The 16,364-nt window shown below is 63.2% G+C and carries 16 protein-coding genes; 10 read left to right on the top strand and 6 right to left on the bottom strand.

From position 1 onward, the window contains the following. Positions 1-271 precede the first annotated feature (271 nt). The 4 genes from ACLI1C_RS10645 to ACLI1C_RS10630 are packed head-to-tail and all read left to right on the top strand — an operon-like array spanning position 272 to position 4,443. Entirely contained in the window at positions 272-1,441 is a 1,170-nt protein-coding gene (locus tag ACLI1C_RS10645; RefSeq protein ID WP_411396829.1) for a sialidase family protein, read from the top strand. Next, positions 1,438-2,385, top strand: coding sequence for a 4-hydroxythreonine-4-phosphate dehydrogenase PdxA (gene pdxA / locus ACLI1C_RS10640; RefSeq protein ID WP_411396828.1), 948 nt, complete (start codon positions 1,438-1,440; stop codon positions 2,383-2,385). Before ACLI1C_RS10645 ends, pdxA begins: the two co-directional genes overlap by 4 nt. Continuing rightward, entirely contained in the window at positions 2,385-3,314 is a 930-nt protein-coding gene (locus ACLI1C_RS10635; protein WP_411396827.1) for a dihydrodipicolinate synthase family protein, read from the top strand. The genes pdxA and ACLI1C_RS10635 overlap by 1 nt, the downstream gene beginning before the upstream one ends. Then, positions 3,307-4,443: an iron-containing alcohol dehydrogenase gene (locus ACLI1C_RS10630; RefSeq protein WP_411396826.1), complete on the top strand. Its 1,137-nt coding sequence runs from the start codon at positions 3,307-3,309 to the stop codon at positions 4,441-4,443. The genes ACLI1C_RS10635 and ACLI1C_RS10630 overlap by 8 nt, the downstream gene beginning before the upstream one ends. A 134-nt stretch (positions 4,444-4,577) precedes the next feature. Here ACLI1C_RS10630 and ACLI1C_RS10625 read toward each other — a convergent pair whose 3' ends face one another. Continuing rightward, positions 4,578-4,751: a hypothetical protein gene (locus ACLI1C_RS10625; protein WP_411396825.1), complete on the bottom strand. Its 174-nt coding sequence runs from the start codon at positions 4,749-4,751 to the stop codon at positions 4,578-4,580. 304 nt (positions 4,752-5,055) lie between these two features. Here ACLI1C_RS10625 and ACLI1C_RS10620 point away from each other — a divergent pair, with 304 nt between their 5' ends. The 3 genes from ACLI1C_RS10620 to ACLI1C_RS10610 all read left to right on the top strand — a co-directional run bounded on the left by ACLI1C_RS10620 (position 5,056) and on the right by ACLI1C_RS10610 (position 6,538). After that, complete coding sequence (locus ACLI1C_RS10620) at positions 5,056-5,547, top strand: hypothetical protein (protein WP_411396824.1); 492 nt, start codon at positions 5,056-5,058, stop codon at positions 5,545-5,547. Positions 5,548-5,594: 47 nt separating this feature from the next. Further along, a complete protein-coding gene (locus ACLI1C_RS10615) occupies positions 5,595-6,176 on the top strand; it encodes an SOS response-associated peptidase (RefSeq protein ID WP_411396823.1) in 582 nt (193 codons plus the stop codon). A gap of 74 nt (positions 6,177-6,250) precedes the next feature. After that, a complete protein-coding gene (locus ACLI1C_RS10610; protein ID WP_411396822.1) occupies positions 6,251-6,538 on the top strand; it encodes a GIY-YIG nuclease family protein in 288 nt (95 codons plus the stop codon). Between the two features lie 236 nt (positions 6,539-6,774). Here the strand turns inward: ACLI1C_RS10610 and ACLI1C_RS10605 are convergent, their stop codons facing one another. The 5 genes from ACLI1C_RS10605 to ACLI1C_RS10585 all read right to left on the bottom strand — a co-directional run bounded on the left by ACLI1C_RS10605 (position 6,775) and on the right by ACLI1C_RS10585 (position 14,653). Further along, positions 6,775-7,251: a YccF domain-containing protein gene (locus ACLI1C_RS10605; RefSeq protein WP_411396821.1), complete on the bottom strand. Its 477-nt coding sequence runs from the start codon at positions 7,249-7,251 to the stop codon at positions 6,775-6,777. A gap of 179 nt (positions 7,252-7,430) precedes the next feature. Then, a complete protein-coding gene (locus tag ACLI1C_RS10600) occupies positions 7,431-8,258 on the bottom strand; it encodes a hypothetical protein (RefSeq protein WP_411396820.1) in 828 nt (275 codons plus the stop codon). 141 nt (positions 8,259-8,399) lie between these two features. Continuing rightward, a complete protein-coding gene (locus ACLI1C_RS10595; RefSeq protein WP_411396819.1) occupies positions 8,400-12,116 on the bottom strand; it encodes a vitamin B12-dependent ribonucleotide reductase in 3,717 nt (1,238 codons plus the stop codon). Positions 12,117-12,683: 567 nt separating this feature from the next. Then, positions 12,684-13,868, bottom strand: coding sequence for an MFS transporter (locus tag ACLI1C_RS10590; protein ID WP_411396818.1), 1,185 nt, complete (start codon positions 13,866-13,868; stop codon positions 12,684-12,686). Next, on the bottom strand, positions 13,868-14,653 hold the full coding sequence (locus ACLI1C_RS10585; RefSeq protein ID WP_411396817.1) for an APH(3') family aminoglycoside O-phosphotransferase: 786 nt from the start codon (positions 14,651-14,653) through the stop codon (positions 13,868-13,870). Before ACLI1C_RS10585 ends, ACLI1C_RS10590 begins: the two co-directional genes overlap by 1 nt. 84 nt (positions 14,654-14,737) lie before the next feature. Here ACLI1C_RS10585 and ACLI1C_RS10580 point away from each other — a divergent pair, with 84 nt between their 5' ends. The 3 genes from ACLI1C_RS10580 to ACLI1C_RS10570 all read left to right on the top strand — a co-directional run bounded on the left by ACLI1C_RS10580 (position 14,738) and on the right by ACLI1C_RS10570 (position 16,240). Continuing rightward, positions 14,738-15,313: a TetR/AcrR family transcriptional regulator gene (locus ACLI1C_RS10580; RefSeq protein WP_411396816.1), complete on the top strand. Its 576-nt coding sequence runs from the start codon at positions 14,738-14,740 to the stop codon at positions 15,311-15,313. A 96-nt stretch (positions 15,314-15,409) separates the two neighbouring features. After that, a complete protein-coding gene (locus ACLI1C_RS10575; RefSeq protein WP_411398296.1) occupies positions 15,410-15,793 on the top strand; it encodes an NADH:ubiquinone oxidoreductase subunit NDUFA12 in 384 nt (127 codons plus the stop codon). A 45-nt stretch (positions 15,794-15,838) separates the two neighbouring features. Further along, positions 15,839-16,240, top strand: coding sequence for a DUF2155 domain-containing protein (locus ACLI1C_RS10570; RefSeq protein ID WP_411398294.1), 402 nt, complete (start codon positions 15,839-15,841; stop codon positions 16,238-16,240). Positions 16,241-16,364 lie beyond the last annotated feature (124 nt).

Here is a 16,364-nt window from a genome sequence, read left to right as displayed (position 1 = left end):
CGTCGGCATGGGCGACGCTGCACTGCGCCCATGCAAAATTCTGGATGCGGTAGACCCGCATTGCATGGTCCGGCACTATTTCCGCTCCGTTCAAGGTTGTCAAATTAAAATATCCAGAGTGATTTTCTGCGCGGATATTGGATAGGTAAGCCATTGAAAATAAAATATTAAAATGGAATTTTGCAATGCGATTCCGCGAAAATTGGTGCTTACGTAACTTGACAACATGTCTGCTTAGGTGAAGTTTGCCGCAACAGAAGAGGGGAGACGGATGTCGCCGGACGAGATCGCATCGCGCATGAATGGACAACTGACGGCAGGCGGGGACGGCAGACTTGAAGCCCTGCTGCCTTCGCCAATGGTTCAGAATCACGCCGCCTTCATCGAGCGCCTAGACGACGGTACGCTGGCGTGCCTCTGGTTCGGCGGTACGCTCGAAGGCAAGTCGGACATTTCCATTTACGGCACGACCTTGTCACCGGGCGCCCAGAGCTGGAGCGCTTCGGTCCAGCTCAGCGACGATCCGGCCCGCTCCGAGCAGAATCCGGTGCTTTGGCGCAATGGCAGAGGCGAGTGGCAACTTTTCCATACCGCCCAGCCGGCAGGCAATCAGGACGAATGCCTGCTTCGTGCGCGTCCCATTGTCTTTGACGGCGCGCTTCACGGCGGCCAGCCGCGCGAGATCGATCTCCCGCTCGGCAGTTTCATCCGCGGTCGCTTCGTCAAGCGCAAGGATGGTGCCTGGATGATGCCGATCTTCCGCTGCATTTCTCGTCCCGGGCAGCGCTGGAACGGCAGCCACGACACCGCTGCGGTTGGCAGCAGCCGCGATGAGGGACAAAGCTGGACCATGAGTGAAGTGCCCGGCTCTATCGGTTCGGTGCACATGACCATCGTTCCCCTCGATGGCGACCAGATGGTTGCCTTCTATCGCCGCCGCCAGTCCGATTTCGTGCACCGCTCGGAAAGCCTTGATGGCGGGCTTAACTGGTCCGCGCCGCAGCCCACCGATGTTCCCAACAACAACTCCTCGATCAACGTCATCCGCCTGCGCGACGGCCGGCTCGCCATGGTATGCAATCCGACATCGGCCGCGACCTCGGCCGATCGTCGCGTCTCGCTTTATGACGAGATCGAGGAGGGTGACGACCGACCGGATGCGTCGGGTGGCTGTTCGCCGATCTGGGGAGTGCCGCGTGCACCGCTCACGCTGTGCGTTTCCAGCGATAGCGGCAAGACCTGGCCGTTGCGCCGGATGGTCGACGACAGTCCCGGCACCTGCCTTTCGAACAACTCGATAGACGGGCGCAACAAGGAACTGTCCTATCCCTATCTGCTGGAGGGGGAGGGCGGCGAACTGCATGTTGCCTACACCTACTTCCGGCGCGCCATCAAATATGTCCGTCTCCCCGCGGGATGGATCGACGGAGAAAACTCGTGAGCGACATTATCGGCATCACCATGGGCGACCCGGCCGGCGTCGGCCCCGAGATCGCCATCAAGGCCGTGGCGGAAATGGACCTCGCCGAACGCGCCCGGACGCGCATCTATGGCAACCTGGCAACGCTGGAGAAAGCCCGGGTTGCCGTTGGCGCGGCACTTGACCTCGCCGGTCTTGTAGTCGATTTGCCCATCGAGGGCGGGCCGCTGCCTTGGGGCAAGCTCGACCCCCGCGGCGGCGACGCGGCCTTCCGCTTCATCGAAACGGCCGTGCGCGATGCCGAGGCTGGCGTCATCGGCTGTATCGTCACCGCACCGATCAACAAAGAAGCGCTCAACCTGGCGGGTCATCATTACGATGGCCATACTGGTATGCTTGCCGCGCTGACCGGGCAGAAGTCGGCCTTCATGCTGCTTGCTTCCGAACGGCTCAAGGTCATCCATGTCTCGACGCATGTCTCGCTGAAGACCGCCATCGACCGCGCTACGCCCGAACGCATCCTCGCCACTATCCGCGCCGGCAATGAGCACCTCAAGCGCATCGGCTATGACAGGCCACGCGTCGCGGTGGCCGGCATCAACCCGCATTGCGGGGAAAGTGGCCTCTTCGGCAGTGAGGATGATGACCAGGTCGTGCCGGCCGTCGCCATGGCCAAGGCCGAAGGCATCGATGTGGTCGGGCCCATCTCGGCCGACACGGTCTATTATCGGGCCTATTCCGGGGCCTTTGACCTGGTGGTCGCGCAATATCACGATCAGGGCCACATCCCGATCAAGCTGGTGGCCTTCGACACGGCCGTGAACGTGTCGCTGGGGCTGCCCATCGACCGGACTTCGGTGGATCACGGCACGGCCTTCGATATCGCCGGCACGGGCAGGGCCAACCACGTCAACATGAAATCCGCCATCGCCTATGCGCGACGGCTGGTTGCGGGAGCCAAGTGATGAACCCAGCCGCAAAGCTCCCCGTCTCCGGCGTCTTTTGCGCTTCGGCCACGCCAATCCTTGCCGACGGCACACCGGACCATGCCGCGTTCCTCGCGCATTGCAAGGCTTTGCTCGAAGAAGGCTGCGACGGCGTCGCGCTGCTTGGCACCACGGGCGAGGCCAATTCCTTCTCGATCGCGCAACGGCAGGCGCTGCTGGACAAGGTCATCGAAGGCGGGCTCGATCCCCAGCGTCTCCTGCCCGGCACCTCGCAGACCAATGTGCCGGATAGCGTTACCTTGGTGAAGCATGCTGTATCGGCCGGGGTGAAAGCCTGCGTGGTCCTGCCGCCCTTCTACTACAAGGGTGTCAGCGACGAGGGGCTCTTCCGCTTCTATGCCGAAGTGATCGAAGCGGTTGGCAGGGACGACCTGCGCATCATCCTCTACCATATCCCGCCCATCGCCCAGATCGGCATTTCGCTCGAGCTGACGGCGCGGCTGCGCGCGGCTTTCCCCGGCGTCATCGTCGGGGTCAAGGACTCCTCGGGCAAGATCGAGAGCATGCGCGCCTTTGCCGAGGCCTTTGAGGATTTCTCGGTTCTTGCGGGGGCCGATCCGTTCATGCTGCCGCTGCTCAGGGAGGGCGGGGCGGGCTGCATTACCTCCAGCTCCAACCTCATCGGCAGGCATTTGCGGGTGGTGTTTGACAACTGGTTTGACCCTGCCCAGAGCGAGAGGGTGGAGGCGGCCCAGGGGCGTATCAATGCCTGGCGCGATCTCTCAAATGCCTATGTGCAGCTGCCGACCATCAAGGCCATGCTGGCGCGGCGTCGCGATCACGCGGGCTGGACCCGGGTTCGGCCACCACTGGTGGAGCTGAGCGCCGATGAGATCGCCACCGTCTGGGGCCAGATGGATAGACTTGAGGCGGAAGATCATGCCTGACACCCCCCTCTCGATGGCGCGGGCCATTACGCTGCTGCAGCCGGCGCGGCTCGAAATCGGGGCCGGGGCCATCGCCAAGCTGGGTGGCTGGGCCGCCGGTTTCCGCCGCGTCTTCGTGATTGCCATGGCGCCCACCGTCGGCTTTGTCGACCGCATCGGCCTTGCGGGCGAGGTGATGAGCTTCGTCGATATCCCGCCCGAGCCTGACCTGCCTGCGGTGGAGGCGGCACTGGCGGCGGCGCGCGGGTTCCGGCCGGACCTGGTGATCGGGTTGGGCGGGGGGTCGGTGATGGATGTCGCCAAGCTCGTGGCGGTGCTGTGGGATGGGGATCAGTCCGTGCTCGACGTGGTCGGGCCCAACAGGGTGGCGGGCCGCCGGACGGCGCTGGCGCAGGTGCCGACCACATCCGGCACGGGCTCGGAGGCGGGGATCCGGGCGCTGGTCACCCATCCGGAAACCCTGGCCAAGCTGGCGGTGGAAAGCCCGTTCATGCTGGCCGATATCGCCGTGCTCGATCCCGAGCTGACCTATTCGGTGCCGGCCGCCGTTACCGCGGCTACCGGGGTCGATGCCCTGGCGCACTGCGTCGAGGCCTATACCAATCTCAAGGCGCATCCGCTGATCGATGGCTATGCGACGCTGGGCATCGAACTGGTTGGCCAGTATCTGGCGCGGGCGGTGGCCGATGGCAGCGACACCGAAGCGCGCGCCGGCATGATGCTTGCCTCCTATTATGGCGGGGTGTGCCTTGGGCCGGTCAACACGGCGGGGGGGCATGCGCTGGCCTATCCGCTGGGGACGCGGCTCAAGCTGCCGCACGGCCTGGCCAATGCGATCATCTTTCCGCATGTGCTGGCCTTCAATGCGCCGGTGGCGGCCGACAAGACGACCCGCATCTGCCAGTTGCTGGGGCTGGCGGGGGGCGATAGCCAGGCGGTGCTGTCGCAGGGCCTCGCCTTTTGCCGCGGCCTGGGCATCCAGACCAGCCTGGCCGCGCATGGCGCCCCGGCAGACGAGCTTGCCGGCTGGGCTGCCGAAGCCCATGCCATCCGCCGGCTGATGGACAACAATCCCCGTGCGATGTCGGTCGACGACGTCGTGGCCATCTATCAGGCTGCCATGGCGTGAGCCGATCGGCACGCCCCCTGGGACATGGCGCGACGCCGCACGGCGCGGGCGCCTGCGGTTTCACGGTATGAAGCGGCTTTCGCCCCGACGGCTTGCGCCGCCAATTTGTTTGGTTTGAAGAGGCGAAAGCCGCTTCACACGAACTGGTATTCCTGCGCACGCATCGAGCGGCTGCCCTTTCGGGTTTTATCGTGTCGCTCCGCCTGGGGGTCGTGCCATTCGCGCATGGCGCTCATGGCCTTCCAACCGCAAATCGCTCCACTGGAGAGATTTGCCCTGCGGGACGGCGCGAAGCCGGTGGTCAGCATACACGCATCGGCCTGGGCGACCCCATGCAGCCAGTCCCCCCGCCCGATGCTTCGTCGGCACCGCGTGAATGGCGGGGATGGGCACAGTATGGCGGAGGTTTTCAGGGGCGGGGACAAGTTTTCTTGCGGCGCGCCGGAGCCCTTGTGGCGTGCGGCTCTGCGCCGGTTCGCGCCCGGGGATAGACGGTCACGGCAGTTTGAAGGCCGGAGCAGGCAGGTATTGCTGCGCCGGATCGTGGCGAAAGGGATTGCTAACGATTTTGCGTGCCGAGTGGCTTGCTGACGCCGCCCCCAAGGAATTGCCATGCGCAAACTGATCACGACCGCATTCTGCCTGCTGCTGGTGACGCCGGCTTTGGCCGAGCAATGGCAATATGAGGGCGGGGCGACGCCCATTGCCTATATCGACAATGGCCCGGCGCAGTTTCAGTTCGCCTGCCGCGGCGGGCAGCTGGCCATGGGCTTCTGGGTGCGCGAGCCTGACGAAACCGTGGCAAAGGCAATGACGATGAGCCTTGCCATCACGCCAGACCCGGCATCGGGCAGCCGGGTGGCCAGCGAGAGCGGCACCAGCTTTGCCCAGGACATGCCGCTGGTGCATCTCGAGGGTGCCTCGGTGATCGTGCGCGGGCCGGTGGCCCGGCAATGGGCGCGGATCGCGCAGGGGGCGCGGGCCGATATCCGCGTGGCCTTCGTGCGGCTGGCGGGGAACGGGCTGGAGGCCTTCGACACCAATGTGTTCGGGGCCAAGGGCTCGAAGTCGACAATTGCGCAGGTGCTGGGGAAATGCGGCTAGGCGTCTGGCCGGTTGAACGGGGCGGGCCGGCGTGATCTCCTGGCGGCATGTGCAACGATTATGAACAGCATGTGAGCCGGGCCGACTATGCAAGCGCCATCGCGGCGCTGGAGCTGGCCGCCGGCGACGACGCGGCCCTGCTGCCGGCCGACGATATCCGCATTGGTGATATGGGGCCGGTGCTGCGGGCGGCGGGCAATGGCGTCGAACTGGTGTCGATGCGCTTCGGCTTTCCGCCGCCACGGCCCAAGGCCGGGCCGATCTTCAACTTCAAGTCCGACGGCCGTCACTTCGGCGACAGCCGGCGCTGCGTCGTGGTGCTGTCCGGGTTCTTCGAATTCACCGGCAGCAAATATCCCAAGACCAAGCACCGCTTTGCCCTCAAGGATTCCCCCGTGATGGGTATTGCCGGCCTGTGGAGCGAGGACGCGGAGGGGGCGCTGAGCTTCACCATGCTGACCACGGAGCCGGGGCCGGATATCGCGCCGATCCACGACCGGCAGGTCTGTGTGCTCAGGCCGGAGGACTGGGCGGCGTGGCTGTTCCTGACGAAGCCGGAGGCGGAACTGCTGCGGCCGCTGCCGGCGGGGACGCTGGTCGTGGAGGTGGTGCGGGAGGGGAAGGAGTAGCGGTGGTTGTCACCCCACCCACCGGCCGTCACCCTCGGGCTTGACCCGAGGGCGTTTCACTTCAAGATGCCGGCATGGGCGGATTTGTCTACATCCTTGCCAATATGCGGCGTGGGCGGACCTATATTGGCGTCACCAGTGACCTGGTGCGGCGGGTGTATGAGCATCGCGAGGGACTGGCCGACGGACACACGAAGCGCAACGCCATCAAGCGCCTGGTGTATTTTGAAGAACACGCCGAGATCACTGCCGCCATCCAGCGCGAGACGTCGCTCAAGCGTTGGTATCAGCACTGGAAGTGGGCGCTGATCGAGGAGAGCAACCCGGATTGGCGGGACTTACGGGACGAGATCACCAGTTAAGTGCAGAGCCCTCGGGTCAAGCCCGAGGGTGACGCGCGGTGGTGGAGGGCCGCTCTGGATCAAAATCGCCATTGCGACTTCCTGCCAAAACTCCGATGTCATCCCGGCCCCCGGTCGCTGCGCGCTCGAGGACAGGCTTCGGCCGGGATCCATCCTGAGGTCTTGCCGCGTCCACGGCGGGTGGAGTCATCTCAGGATGGATTCCGGCCTGCGCCGGAATGACACTGTGGGTGTGACTAGGCTGTTGCCCCGCGGTACTTGGCGAGCTTCGTCTTGGCGTTCTCGTTTCGGGCGAGGTTTGCCACTTCGAGCGGGACGACGCGGCGTCCGACCGGCCAGAACGAGATACCCGCCAGCTTGAATGCCTGCAGTCCGAATGGAATGCCGATCAGGGTGAGGCAGCACAGAACGCCGGCAAACAGATAGGCGAGGAACAGCACCCAGCCGAAGGTGCAGGCCCAGATGACATTGACGATGAAGCCGATGGTGCCAGTGACTGCGGTCGTTGCCGTCAGCCCCCTGTCATCGAGTTCGCGGATGTGAACGACATCACGCCCGAACGGCCAGGCCGACAGTGACGCCATCTGCAGGGCGGCTATGGTCAGCGGAATGCCGACGATGGACAGCGCAAATAGTGCCGCGCCCAGCAGCCAGATCAGGGCGATGTACCAACCGCCCAATACAAACCAGATAACATTGCCAGCAAAACGCATTTCATTCCCCCCGCGCCAGAACGGCGCTGAAGACTTGTGGGGCAGCGCATGGCTTCTGGCAAGCGGGAGTATTACGACTGTGGTGTGGGTTGCGCCCCATCTCGATGTCATCCCGGCGAAGGCCGGGAGCCGTCATGAGGCCTTTTTCTAGTTCCACGGTCACCGATTGAGATATTTTATCAACCTTGGAACCTACTGCGTCGAAGTACAACGTGAATTGTGGCTAGAAAGAAGTAGAACATCCAGGACAGCCATAGCGCAGCATCATAGGTGGTCTTCTGACTAGAGTTATGGTGCCTAATGCCAAAATTGTTAGCGATATTAAAGAGATCGCTTTCGTCTTTGCTGTCAAGCACGCCCTTCATCTTTGGTCGCAGGTATTCAAGAACATCAGCCAAATCTCTGACGGCCTGTCTGCGATCGTCTATTGACGAACCATGCCGACGGTATCGCAATATTGCGGAGTCAATGCGCTCTTTGATTTTTGTGTCGTCTGTCGGCATGTCGGCGTCGAAGATCGACTGAAAACCGTTCTCGGCAGCCTTCAGTAGTTCTCCTTCACTAGAGAGCTCAAAGCGCTCTGTGTATAGAGCCAATAGTCCGTTTATTTTGTGAACGTATTGTTTTTCGCCTTCGGCTTTGTTGAACGTTTCCCAATGCATGCCGCAGTCGTTAAAATAGTGGTGCGTGCCATCTACAGGTTTGGAAACGCACGTGAACAGATACTCAATGACGTCGAAGAAGTCGTCCTCATTGTACAGCTGAGCTTTATCCTCGATGGGCCACAGACCGTCCGTTCTCACCTTTAGCATCAAGTCTAGGGCAGGTGATTTCACAAGGCCCGGCATCTGGCCTTGGTCGACGCAGTAGGAGCCGAGGTACTCGTCAAAGAAGCCGTCATCCCGCATCTCCTTATATAGGTCAAGGAAAAGGCCTTTAATTGTATCTAGGGAGAAGCCTTCCAAATTTCTGTTTCGGCCATTTCGAACTGAATAAAACTCGCGCATGCGGGACCTATTACGGGTTCTGTCAAATGATGAATTGACTTGAATGACGTAAGGGGAGCTCGTAATGCGAGCTCCCCTTCAAGAGTTGGGCCTAATTCACTTATTTACTTGGTTGGGTGAGCGGGTGAGCAAGCAACGCGCTCAACTACACCCAGTCGTCGTCCCGCACGTATCGCACTTCAGACACGTGCCGTTCCGCACCATGGTGAAGTTATGGCACTCGGTGCACTGGTCGCCCGTATAGCCCTTCATCTGGGCTTCGGCCCGGAGCAGGCCGGCGTCCTTTGAGGGCGGCGGGCTGGGGATGGGGCTGAGTTCGGCGGCCGGGAAGGCTGCCGGGGCGAGCTGGGTTTCCTGCTTGAGGGCCGTGGCGGAGCGGAGCGCCGTCACGGTGGAGGTCTGCATGGCGTGGACCGGGCTCGCCACGTGATGGTCGCCGGAGACGATCATCAGGTTCTTGTTGGCGACGCGGCCGCGGGTCATGCCGCGGGAGACAAAGCGCTCGGCGGGCACCGGGGCAGGGGCGGCGGCCGCAGTGCGCGGCGCGCCCTTGTCCTCGGCAACGCCCTTGCCGAGCGAAGTGGGGCTGTCGGGATTGACGTGAGCCAGGTCATCCCGGTCGAGATAGGACACGGCCAGTTCGCGGAACACGTAATCGAGGATCGAGGTCGCGTTCTTGATCCGGTCATTGCCCATGACCATGCCGGCGGGCTCGAAGCGGGTGAAGGTGAAGGCCTCCACATATTCGTCCAGCGGCACGCCATATTGCAGGCCCAGGCTGATGGCGATGGCGAAATTGTTCATCATGGCACGGAAGGCGGCGCCTTCCTTGTGCATGTCGATGAAGATCTCGCCGAGGCGGCCATCGTCATATTCGCCGGTGCGGAGGTAGACCTTGTGGCCGCCGACGACGGCTTTCTGGGTATAGCCCTTGCGGCGATCGGGCATTTTCTCGCGGTCGCGGACCTGCTCGATGATGCGCTCGACGATGCGCTCGGCAACGACGGGGACGCGGGCATCGGCATTCATGGCGACGAGGTTTTCGAGGGCGTCTTCGTCCTCGTCGTCATCGGCCGCGGCCAGGACCGAGGAATTCAGCGGCTGGGAGAGCTTGGAGCCATCGCGATAGAGCGCGTTGGCCTTGAGCGCCAGGCGCCAGGACAGCATGTAGGCTTCCTTGGCTTCCTCGACGGTGGCGTCGTTGGGCATGTTGATGGTCTTGGAGATGGCACCCGAGATGAAGGGCTGGGCGGCAGCCATCATCAGGATGTGGCTCTCGACCGAGAGATAGCGCTTGCCGATCTTGCCGCAGGGGGTGGCGCAATCGAAGACGGGCAGGTGCTCGTCCTTGAGGTGAGGCGCGCCTTCCAGCGTCATGGCACCGCAGACATGGATATTGGCGGCTTCGATGTCCTTCTTCGAGAAGCCGAGGAAGCTCAGCAGGTCGAAGGAGAAATCGGCCAGGTGCTCATCGGTGACGCCGAGGGACTTCAGGAAATCGACGCCCAGGGTCCACTGGTTGAAGATGAACTTGATGTCGAAGGCCGAGGCGGTCGCGGCATTGAGCGCGGCGATCTTGTCGTCGGTGAAGCCCTTCTGGCGCAGGGTGGACGGATTGATGCCCGGGGCCTGGTTGAGATTGCCATGGCCGACGGCATAGGCCTCCATCTCGGCGATCTGGGATTCCGAATAGCCCAGGGTGCGCAAAGCCGGGGGCACGGCGCGGTTGATGATCTTGAAGTAGCCGCCACCGGCGAGCTTCTTGAACTTTACCAGGGCGAAATCGGGCTCGATGCCGGTGGTGTCGCAATCCATCACGAGGCCGATCGTGCCGGTGGGGGCGATGACCGAGACCTGGGCATTGCGGTAGCCATGCTTCTCGCCGAGGGCGAGGGCATTGTCCCAGGCGAGCTTGGCGCGCTCGGAGAGGTTGGCGTCGATCAGGCTGGCATGGTCGAGCGGGACCGGCTTGATGGAGAGGTTTTCGTAGCCCTCGGCATTGCCATGGGCGGCGTTGCGATGGTTGCGGATGACGCGCAGCATGTGCTTGGCGTTGCGCTTGTAATCCTTGAACGGGCCGAGCTCCTTGGCCATTTCGGCCGAGGTGGCGTAGCTGACGCCGGTCATGATGGCGGTGACGGCGCCGGCAATGGCGCGGCCGGCGGCCGAGTCATAGGGGATGCCCGAGGTCATCAGGAACCCGCCGATATTGGCGTAGCCGATGCCCAGGGTGCGGTATTCGAACGAGCGCTCGGCAATGGCCTTGGACGGGAACTGCGCCATCATCACCGAGATTTCGAGCACGATGGTCCAGAGGCGGACAGTGTGCTCGTAGGCGGCGGTGTTGAAGGAGCCATCGGCATTGCGATAGGGCAGCAGGTTGACCGAGGCCAGGTTGCAGGCGGTGTCGTCGAGGAACATGTATTCCGAGCAGGGGTTCGATGCATTGATCGGACCGGCCTCGGGGGAGGTGTGCCACTCGTTGATGGTGGTGTGATACTGGATGCCGGGATCGGCCGAGGCCCAGGCGGCATAGCCGACCTGTTCCCAGAGATCGCGGGCCTTGAGCGTCTTGACGGTCTTGCCATCCTTGCGGGAGGTCAGGTTCCAGTCGCCATCGTTTTCCACGGCGCGCAGGAAGTCATCGGTGACGCGGACGGAATTGTTGGAATTCTGGCCCGAGACGGTGAGGTAGGCTTCGCTGTCCCAATCGGTGTCGTAGACCGGGAATTCGATATCGGTATAGCCCTGCTTGGCGAACTGGATGACGCGGTAGATGTAGTTCTCCGGCACCAGGGCCTTCTTGGCGGCGCGGACTTCGCGCTTGAGGGCAGGGTTCATCGCCACGTCGAAGCAGTCGTCGCCCGAACCTTCGCAGTTCACGGCGGCCTTCATGATCAGCTTGAGGTGCTTGGAGACGACCTTGGAGCCGGTGACGAGGGCCGCGACCTTCTGCTCCTCCTTGACCTTCCAGTTGATGTATTCCTCGACATCGGGATGATCGATATCGAGCACGACCATCTTGGCGGCGCGGCGGGTGGTGCCGCCGGACTTGATGGCGCCGGCAGCGCGGTCGCCGATCTTGAGGAAGCTCATGAGGCCCGACGACTTGCCGCCGCCCGAGAGGCGTTCGCCCGAGCCGCGCAAAGCGGAGAAATTGGTGCCGGTGCCCGAGCCATACTTGAACAGGCGCGCCTCGCGGACCCAGAGGTCCATGATGCCGTTTTCGTTGACCAGGTCGTCATTGACGGACTGGATGAAGCAGGCATGGGGCTGGGGGTGCTCGTAGGAGCTCTTGGAGGAGACCAGCTTGTTGGTGAAGGGGTCGACATAGAAATGGCCCTGGCCGGGGCCGTCGATGCCATAGGCCCAGAACAGGCCGGTGTTGAACCACTGCGGGGAATTGGGGGCAACGCGCTGGGTGGCGAGCATGTAGGCGAGCTCGTCGAAGAAGGTGCGGGCATCTTCCTCGGAGTCGAAATAGCCGCCCTTCCAGCCCCAATAGGTCCAGGTGCCGGCCAGGCGGTCGAAGACCTGGCGGCTGTCCATTTCCGAACCATAGCGCTCGGCTTCGGGGAGCTTGGCGAGCGCAGCCTCGTCGGGGACGGAGCGCCACAGCCAGGAGGGAACGGAGTTCTCCTCGACCTTCTTCAAGACCTTGGCGACGCCGGCCTTGCGGAAGTATTTCTGCGCGATGATGTCAGCCGCGACCTGGCTCCAGGTCGAGGGAATGGCAATGTCTTCGAGCTTGAAGACGACCGAGCCGTCAGGATTGCGAATCTCGCTCGTGGCCGAGCGGAATTCGATCGAGCCGTAGCGATCCTGATCGGCAGACGTGAACCGGCGTTCAATGCGCATAGTCGTCGTATTCCCCAATGTAACGAGCACAAGGGTGCCCGCGAGCCGAAACCCGGCTTCTCATCCAAATCTGTGTTGACGCTTCACCAACCGAGTCCGCTGGACGGGCTCGAAAAAATTGCCTGTGCCCGAACCTGTCGCCGGTCTTGTGCCAGCGCTCTCGTTCAGGACTTGCCCGCTGCAGGGAGATGCATCGAACTGTCCAAAACATTCTTCCGATTCAGACGGCGCGTCAATGTCACAAATCACAAGGGCTAGTGGTCGGGATGGCGGCCAGGACAACCACTAGTAGGGGTAATATGTGGATTGCGGGGACAAACTGCAAGGAAATTGGTGGGCTTGGCGGGCCCGTTTGAGCTTTTTCAAGAGCTGCATGAACCATCGAAACGCCGCGGGAGGAGTCCGCGCTAAAGCCACGGGATTCCTCAGGGATCGGGTTATGGGGAGCGCCGTTAAGCGGGCATTCATCATGCCGGCAGACGGCAGAATCGGCTGGGCCAAAAGCTGTCAAGCGCAGAAATTTTGGCCGAAAGACGGCAGGGCGCCGTGGACACCAGCGCTGGTGGCTCAGTCGATGGCGCGCATACCACGACGCTGCCCGACAAAGACCCAGGCGGCCACGGGCAGCATGACGAGGCCAGCCCAGCCATAGGCGGGCAGGATGCCCAGCCATTGGGCGAGGAAGCCAAAGAGCAGGGTGGCGACAATGCCGGCAATATTCTCCGCCATGATCAGCGCCGAGGTCGTGGTGGCGCGGCTGCGCCCATCCATGACGCGATGGAAGCGGGCCTCAGCCAGCACCGCCACGGGGGCGATGGCCACATAGGCCAGCTCCAGCAGCAGCACATACCATGGATTGTCGCCGAGCGAGGCTGCCACCAGCAGGGCGCCGCCGAGCAGGGGCAGGGCCCAGGCCAGATAGGGACGACCGGCAAGGCGGTGGGCGGCGACGCTGGCATAGGCATAGACCAGCTCCACCGCGGCGGCCAGCAAGCCCCAGGCCCAGATCGGCACGGAGACGGCGAGATAATAGAGCTGGTCGAACTCCTCGAGCAGCTCGAAGGTGATCAGGCCCACCGACATGTAGATGGTGACGAAGCGCAGATCGGCATGGCGCCGGAACTCGCCGAAGGCGTCGGCAAAGTGGGACAGGTAAGTGGCAGGTGTCTCGCCGTCCTCAGCCTGCCGGCTGCGCCGGTTGTCATGCAGCAGCAGCGCCAGCCCGGCGCCGACAAGAAGGGGCGGGATAGACAGCCAGATGGCCCAATCCATATCGAACTGGGCGACGAAGCCGCCGAGCAGGGCGCCAGCGCCGATGCCAAGGCCCTCGGCTGCCGAGTCGCGCCCCAGGATCTTGTCGAACTCGTCGCTCCGGCCCGCTTCGGCCAGGCGTTCATAGAGCAGCGCCTCGCGCGAGCCCGACTGCAGGGCCTGTCCGGCACTCCAGAACAGGAAGCCGAGGCCATAGAGCCAGAAGCTGCCATTGGCGAGGCCCCAGCAGACAAAGGTCAGTGCCTTGAGCAGGGGCGCGACGACCAGCAGGACGCGGCGATCGAAATGATCGGAAAGGGCGCCCGAGGGCATTTCGAGAACGATGGCGGAGGCCGACCAGAAGGCGAGCAGGATACCGATCTCGGCGACGGAAATGCCGCGCAGCTCGAACAGGGCCGTGTAGATGGCGTAGGCCAGCATGAAATCGAACAGGAAGACATAGGCGTAATAGACGCCGAAGAAGCGACCCAGACCGGCCATCAGAACAGCTCGTCGAGCGTGCAGTAGTAGCGGTAGCGCTGCGCGTCCCATGCTGCGCCGTAGGCCGCGAGGAATGGGGCGACGTGGTCCTGACCGCAATTGTAGATGATGCTGCGGCAGGCAATGGCCAAATCCTGCCAGCGATCGGCCACGCCGAGGCGTCCGCAATCAATGATGCCAGCAAAGCGGCCATCGCTGGCCATGATATTGGGCAGGCTGGCATCGCCATGGGTGACGACAAGGTCTTCGTGGCCAGGCTGGTGCTGCTGCAACCAGTCGAGGACGGCCTGGGCGGTCCAGCCATGACGGGCTTCGTCGAAATCGCTTTCGTCGACGCGACCGGCCGCCGCATTGGCGGCGCCGGCCTGCAGCCGCACGGGCAGCCGGAGGTCGAAGGGGCAGGTTGCCGGATCAAGGGCGTGCAAGGCGCGCAGACCGGTAGCCAGGGCGTTACACAAGTCGGCGGGGCGATCGACCAGATGGGTCAGGTCCGTGCCGGGCAGGGCGGTCATCAGCAGCCAGGAATAGCCGTCCGCGTTAAACCTGTCGCAAAGCCGGGGGGCGGGAACGGATGTCGAAGCGAGCCAGTGCAGTCGCTCCGCTTCACCCGGGATTTCGCCCAGGGCGTGGATTGCCTCCCGCTTGAGATATAGCGTATCGCCGCCGCCTTCGATGCGCCAGACACATGCGCCGGAGCGGCCCAGGGTGATCCGCACCCACTGCCGGCCGGCCAACCGCGCCAGCTGGGCGGGCAGCTCGATGTCGTGCGCGAAAGAGGTGGACATTAGCCAATTCCTGTTTCAGAACGGTAGGTAAATAACTCCGCTCTATGGCGTGGTCAATGGAATTTTAGAATGATCGATCTGTAAATGGCGCGTCCAAGGGGCTATGATCGCGATACGGTGCTCGACAAGGCCATGTCGATGTTCTGGCGGCTCGGTTACGAGGGCGCGCATCTTGCGGCCCTGGTCGAGCATACCGGGCTGAACCGCTTCAGTCTCTACAAGGAGTTTGGCGGCAAGGCGGGGCTTTACGAGGCGGCCCTCGACCGATTTCTCGGCTACCTGCTGAGCCAGTATCGCGACATCCTGACCGTGCAGCCGCAGGGGCTGGAGAATATCGAGGCCGTGCTGCGATCGCTGCAATATGGCAGCGAATATTACGGCTGCTTCATGATCAACACGCTGACGCAGCGCGACTCGGTGCCGCCCGGTGCCTATGACCGTGCGGTGGCAGGCGCTGGCGAAATCGAGGCGCTGTATCGGGCGAACCTTGCCGGCGCGCTGGCGCGGGGGCAGATCGCCGCAGCGAGCGACATTGCAGGGCTGGGCAAGATGCTGCAAACGCTGGACCAGGGCCTGCATATCCAAGGCCTGGCGGGCACGACGGACGCACAGAAAGACGCGATCATCACCGCGGCCATGGCGGGGCTGCAGGCGCGGTAAATTCGCCGCCAAACACTAGGCTGCCGTGACCACCCATGTTACACCCGGCGCAATCGCATAATACGACGGCGGAATCGACAATTGGCCAAATCCGGTATCAAGCAGTTCCTGACTGAAATCTTCTCCTGGTGGAGCGGCCAGACATGGGGAACGCGCCTGTGGATCTGGCGCTTTGGCGACTTTGTCGGCAGCGACGAATTCGGCAACAAGTACTACCAGGATCGCAAGGCTGGCCGCCGCTACGTGACCTATAATGGCTATGCCGACCCGTCCACGATCGGATCCGGCTGGCACGGCTGGATGCATCACCGCACCGACGTGGTGCCGGCGCAGGCCAACTATCAGGCGCGCGCCTGGCAGAAGCCGCATGAGCCGAACCTGACGGGTACGGCCGCTGCATACCGTCCAGATGGCAGCCTGCTGAACAAGGGCGAGCGCCCGCGCGTTACCGGCGACTACGACGCCTGGTCGCCCGAATAGGACGGCGCCTTGCGCCGCACCACCCCGTTTTCAGCCCTGACAAAGATGCTGGTGCCCTTCGTGGCGCTGGCATGCTTCGGCTTGGCCGCGCCGGTTCTGGCCCAGCCGGTGGCCAATCCGGTCGCCACCTTTGCCGGGCTCGACAAGATCACCGGGCGCATCACGCGGTTCGACGTCTATATCGACGAGACGGTGCTGTTCGGAGCGCTCGAACTCACGCCGCGGGCCTGCTATAGCCGTCCCTCGACCGAGACCCAGCGCATCTCGGCCTTTCTGGAAGTCGACCAGCGCAGCCTCACCGGCGTCTCCCGGCGCATCTTCACCGGCTGGATGTTTGCCGATAGTCCGGCGCTCAACGCAGTCGACCACGCGATCTATGATGTGTGGCTGGTCGAGTGCAAGACCAGCACCGACGTGCCGCCGCCCGACGAGCGCGAGACCCCCTGAAACCAAATCGACCGTGACTGTTCTGACCTTGTCGGTATCGGCGACGCTCACCCGTCCTTGACCGAGCAGCGCCGTGGCGCAAGGCTGCGGCCGGTCGGAGGCTAATGCATGCTGCGTGGGGGAC

This window comes from Devosia sp. XGJD_8 (assembly GCF_046614475.1).
Classification (GTDB): domain Bacteria; phylum Pseudomonadota; class Alphaproteobacteria; order Rhizobiales; family Devosiaceae; genus Devosia.
This window is presented reverse-complemented; position numbering and strand designations above follow the sequence as displayed.

What these genes read in the sequence shown, in the direction of transcription:
- ACLI1C_RS10605 (WP_411396821.1), bottom strand. Translation starts at nt 7,251, where the DNA reads ATGCGTTTTGCTGGCAATGTTATCTGGTTTGTATTGGGCGGTTGGTAC.
- ACLI1C_RS10590 (WP_411396818.1), bottom strand. Translation starts at nt 13,868, where the DNA reads ATGGCCGGTCTGGGTCGCTTCTTCGGCGTCTATTACGCCTATGTCTTC.
- ACLI1C_RS10600 (WP_411396820.1), bottom strand. Translation starts at nt 8,258, where the DNA reads ATGCGCGAGTTTTATTCAGTTCGAAATGGCCGAAACAGAAATTTGGAA.
- ACLI1C_RS10645 (WP_411396829.1), top strand. Translation starts at nt 272, where the DNA reads ATGTCGCCGGACGAGATCGCATCGCGCATGAATGGACAACTGACGGCA.
- ACLI1C_RS10610 (WP_411396822.1), top strand. Translation starts at nt 6,251, where the DNA reads ATGGGCGGATTTGTCTACATCCTTGCCAATATGCGGCGTGGGCGGACC.
- ACLI1C_RS10595 (WP_411396819.1), bottom strand. Translation starts at nt 12,116, where the DNA reads ATGCGCATTGAACGCCGGTTCACGTCTGCCGATCAGGATCGCTACGGC.
- ACLI1C_RS10620 (WP_411396824.1), top strand. Translation starts at nt 5,056, where the DNA reads ATGCGCAAACTGATCACGACCGCATTCTGCCTGCTGCTGGTGACGCCG.
- ACLI1C_RS10635 (WP_411396827.1), top strand. Translation starts at nt 2,385, where the DNA reads ATGAACCCAGCCGCAAAGCTCCCCGTCTCCGGCGTCTTTTGCGCTTCG.
- ACLI1C_RS10630 (WP_411396826.1), top strand. Translation starts at nt 3,307, where the DNA reads ATGCCTGACACCCCCCTCTCGATGGCGCGGGCCATTACGCTGCTGCAG.
- ACLI1C_RS10615 (WP_411396823.1), top strand. Translation starts at nt 5,595, where the DNA reads ATGTGCAACGATTATGAACAGCATGTGAGCCGGGCCGACTATGCAAGC.
- ACLI1C_RS10585 (WP_411396817.1), bottom strand. Translation starts at nt 14,653, where the DNA reads ATGTCCACCTCTTTCGCGCACGACATCGAGCTGCCCGCCCAGCTGGCG.
- ACLI1C_RS10570 (WP_411398294.1), top strand. Translation starts at nt 15,839, where the DNA reads ATGCTGGTGCCCTTCGTGGCGCTGGCATGCTTCGGCTTGGCCGCGCCG.
- ACLI1C_RS10625 (WP_411396825.1), bottom strand. Translation starts at nt 4,751, where the DNA reads ATGCTGACCACCGGCTTCGCGCCGTCCCGCAGGGCAAATCTCTCCAGT.
- ACLI1C_RS10580 (WP_411396816.1), top strand. Translation starts at nt 14,738, where the DNA reads ATGGCGCGTCCAAGGGGCTATGATCGCGATACGGTGCTCGACAAGGCC.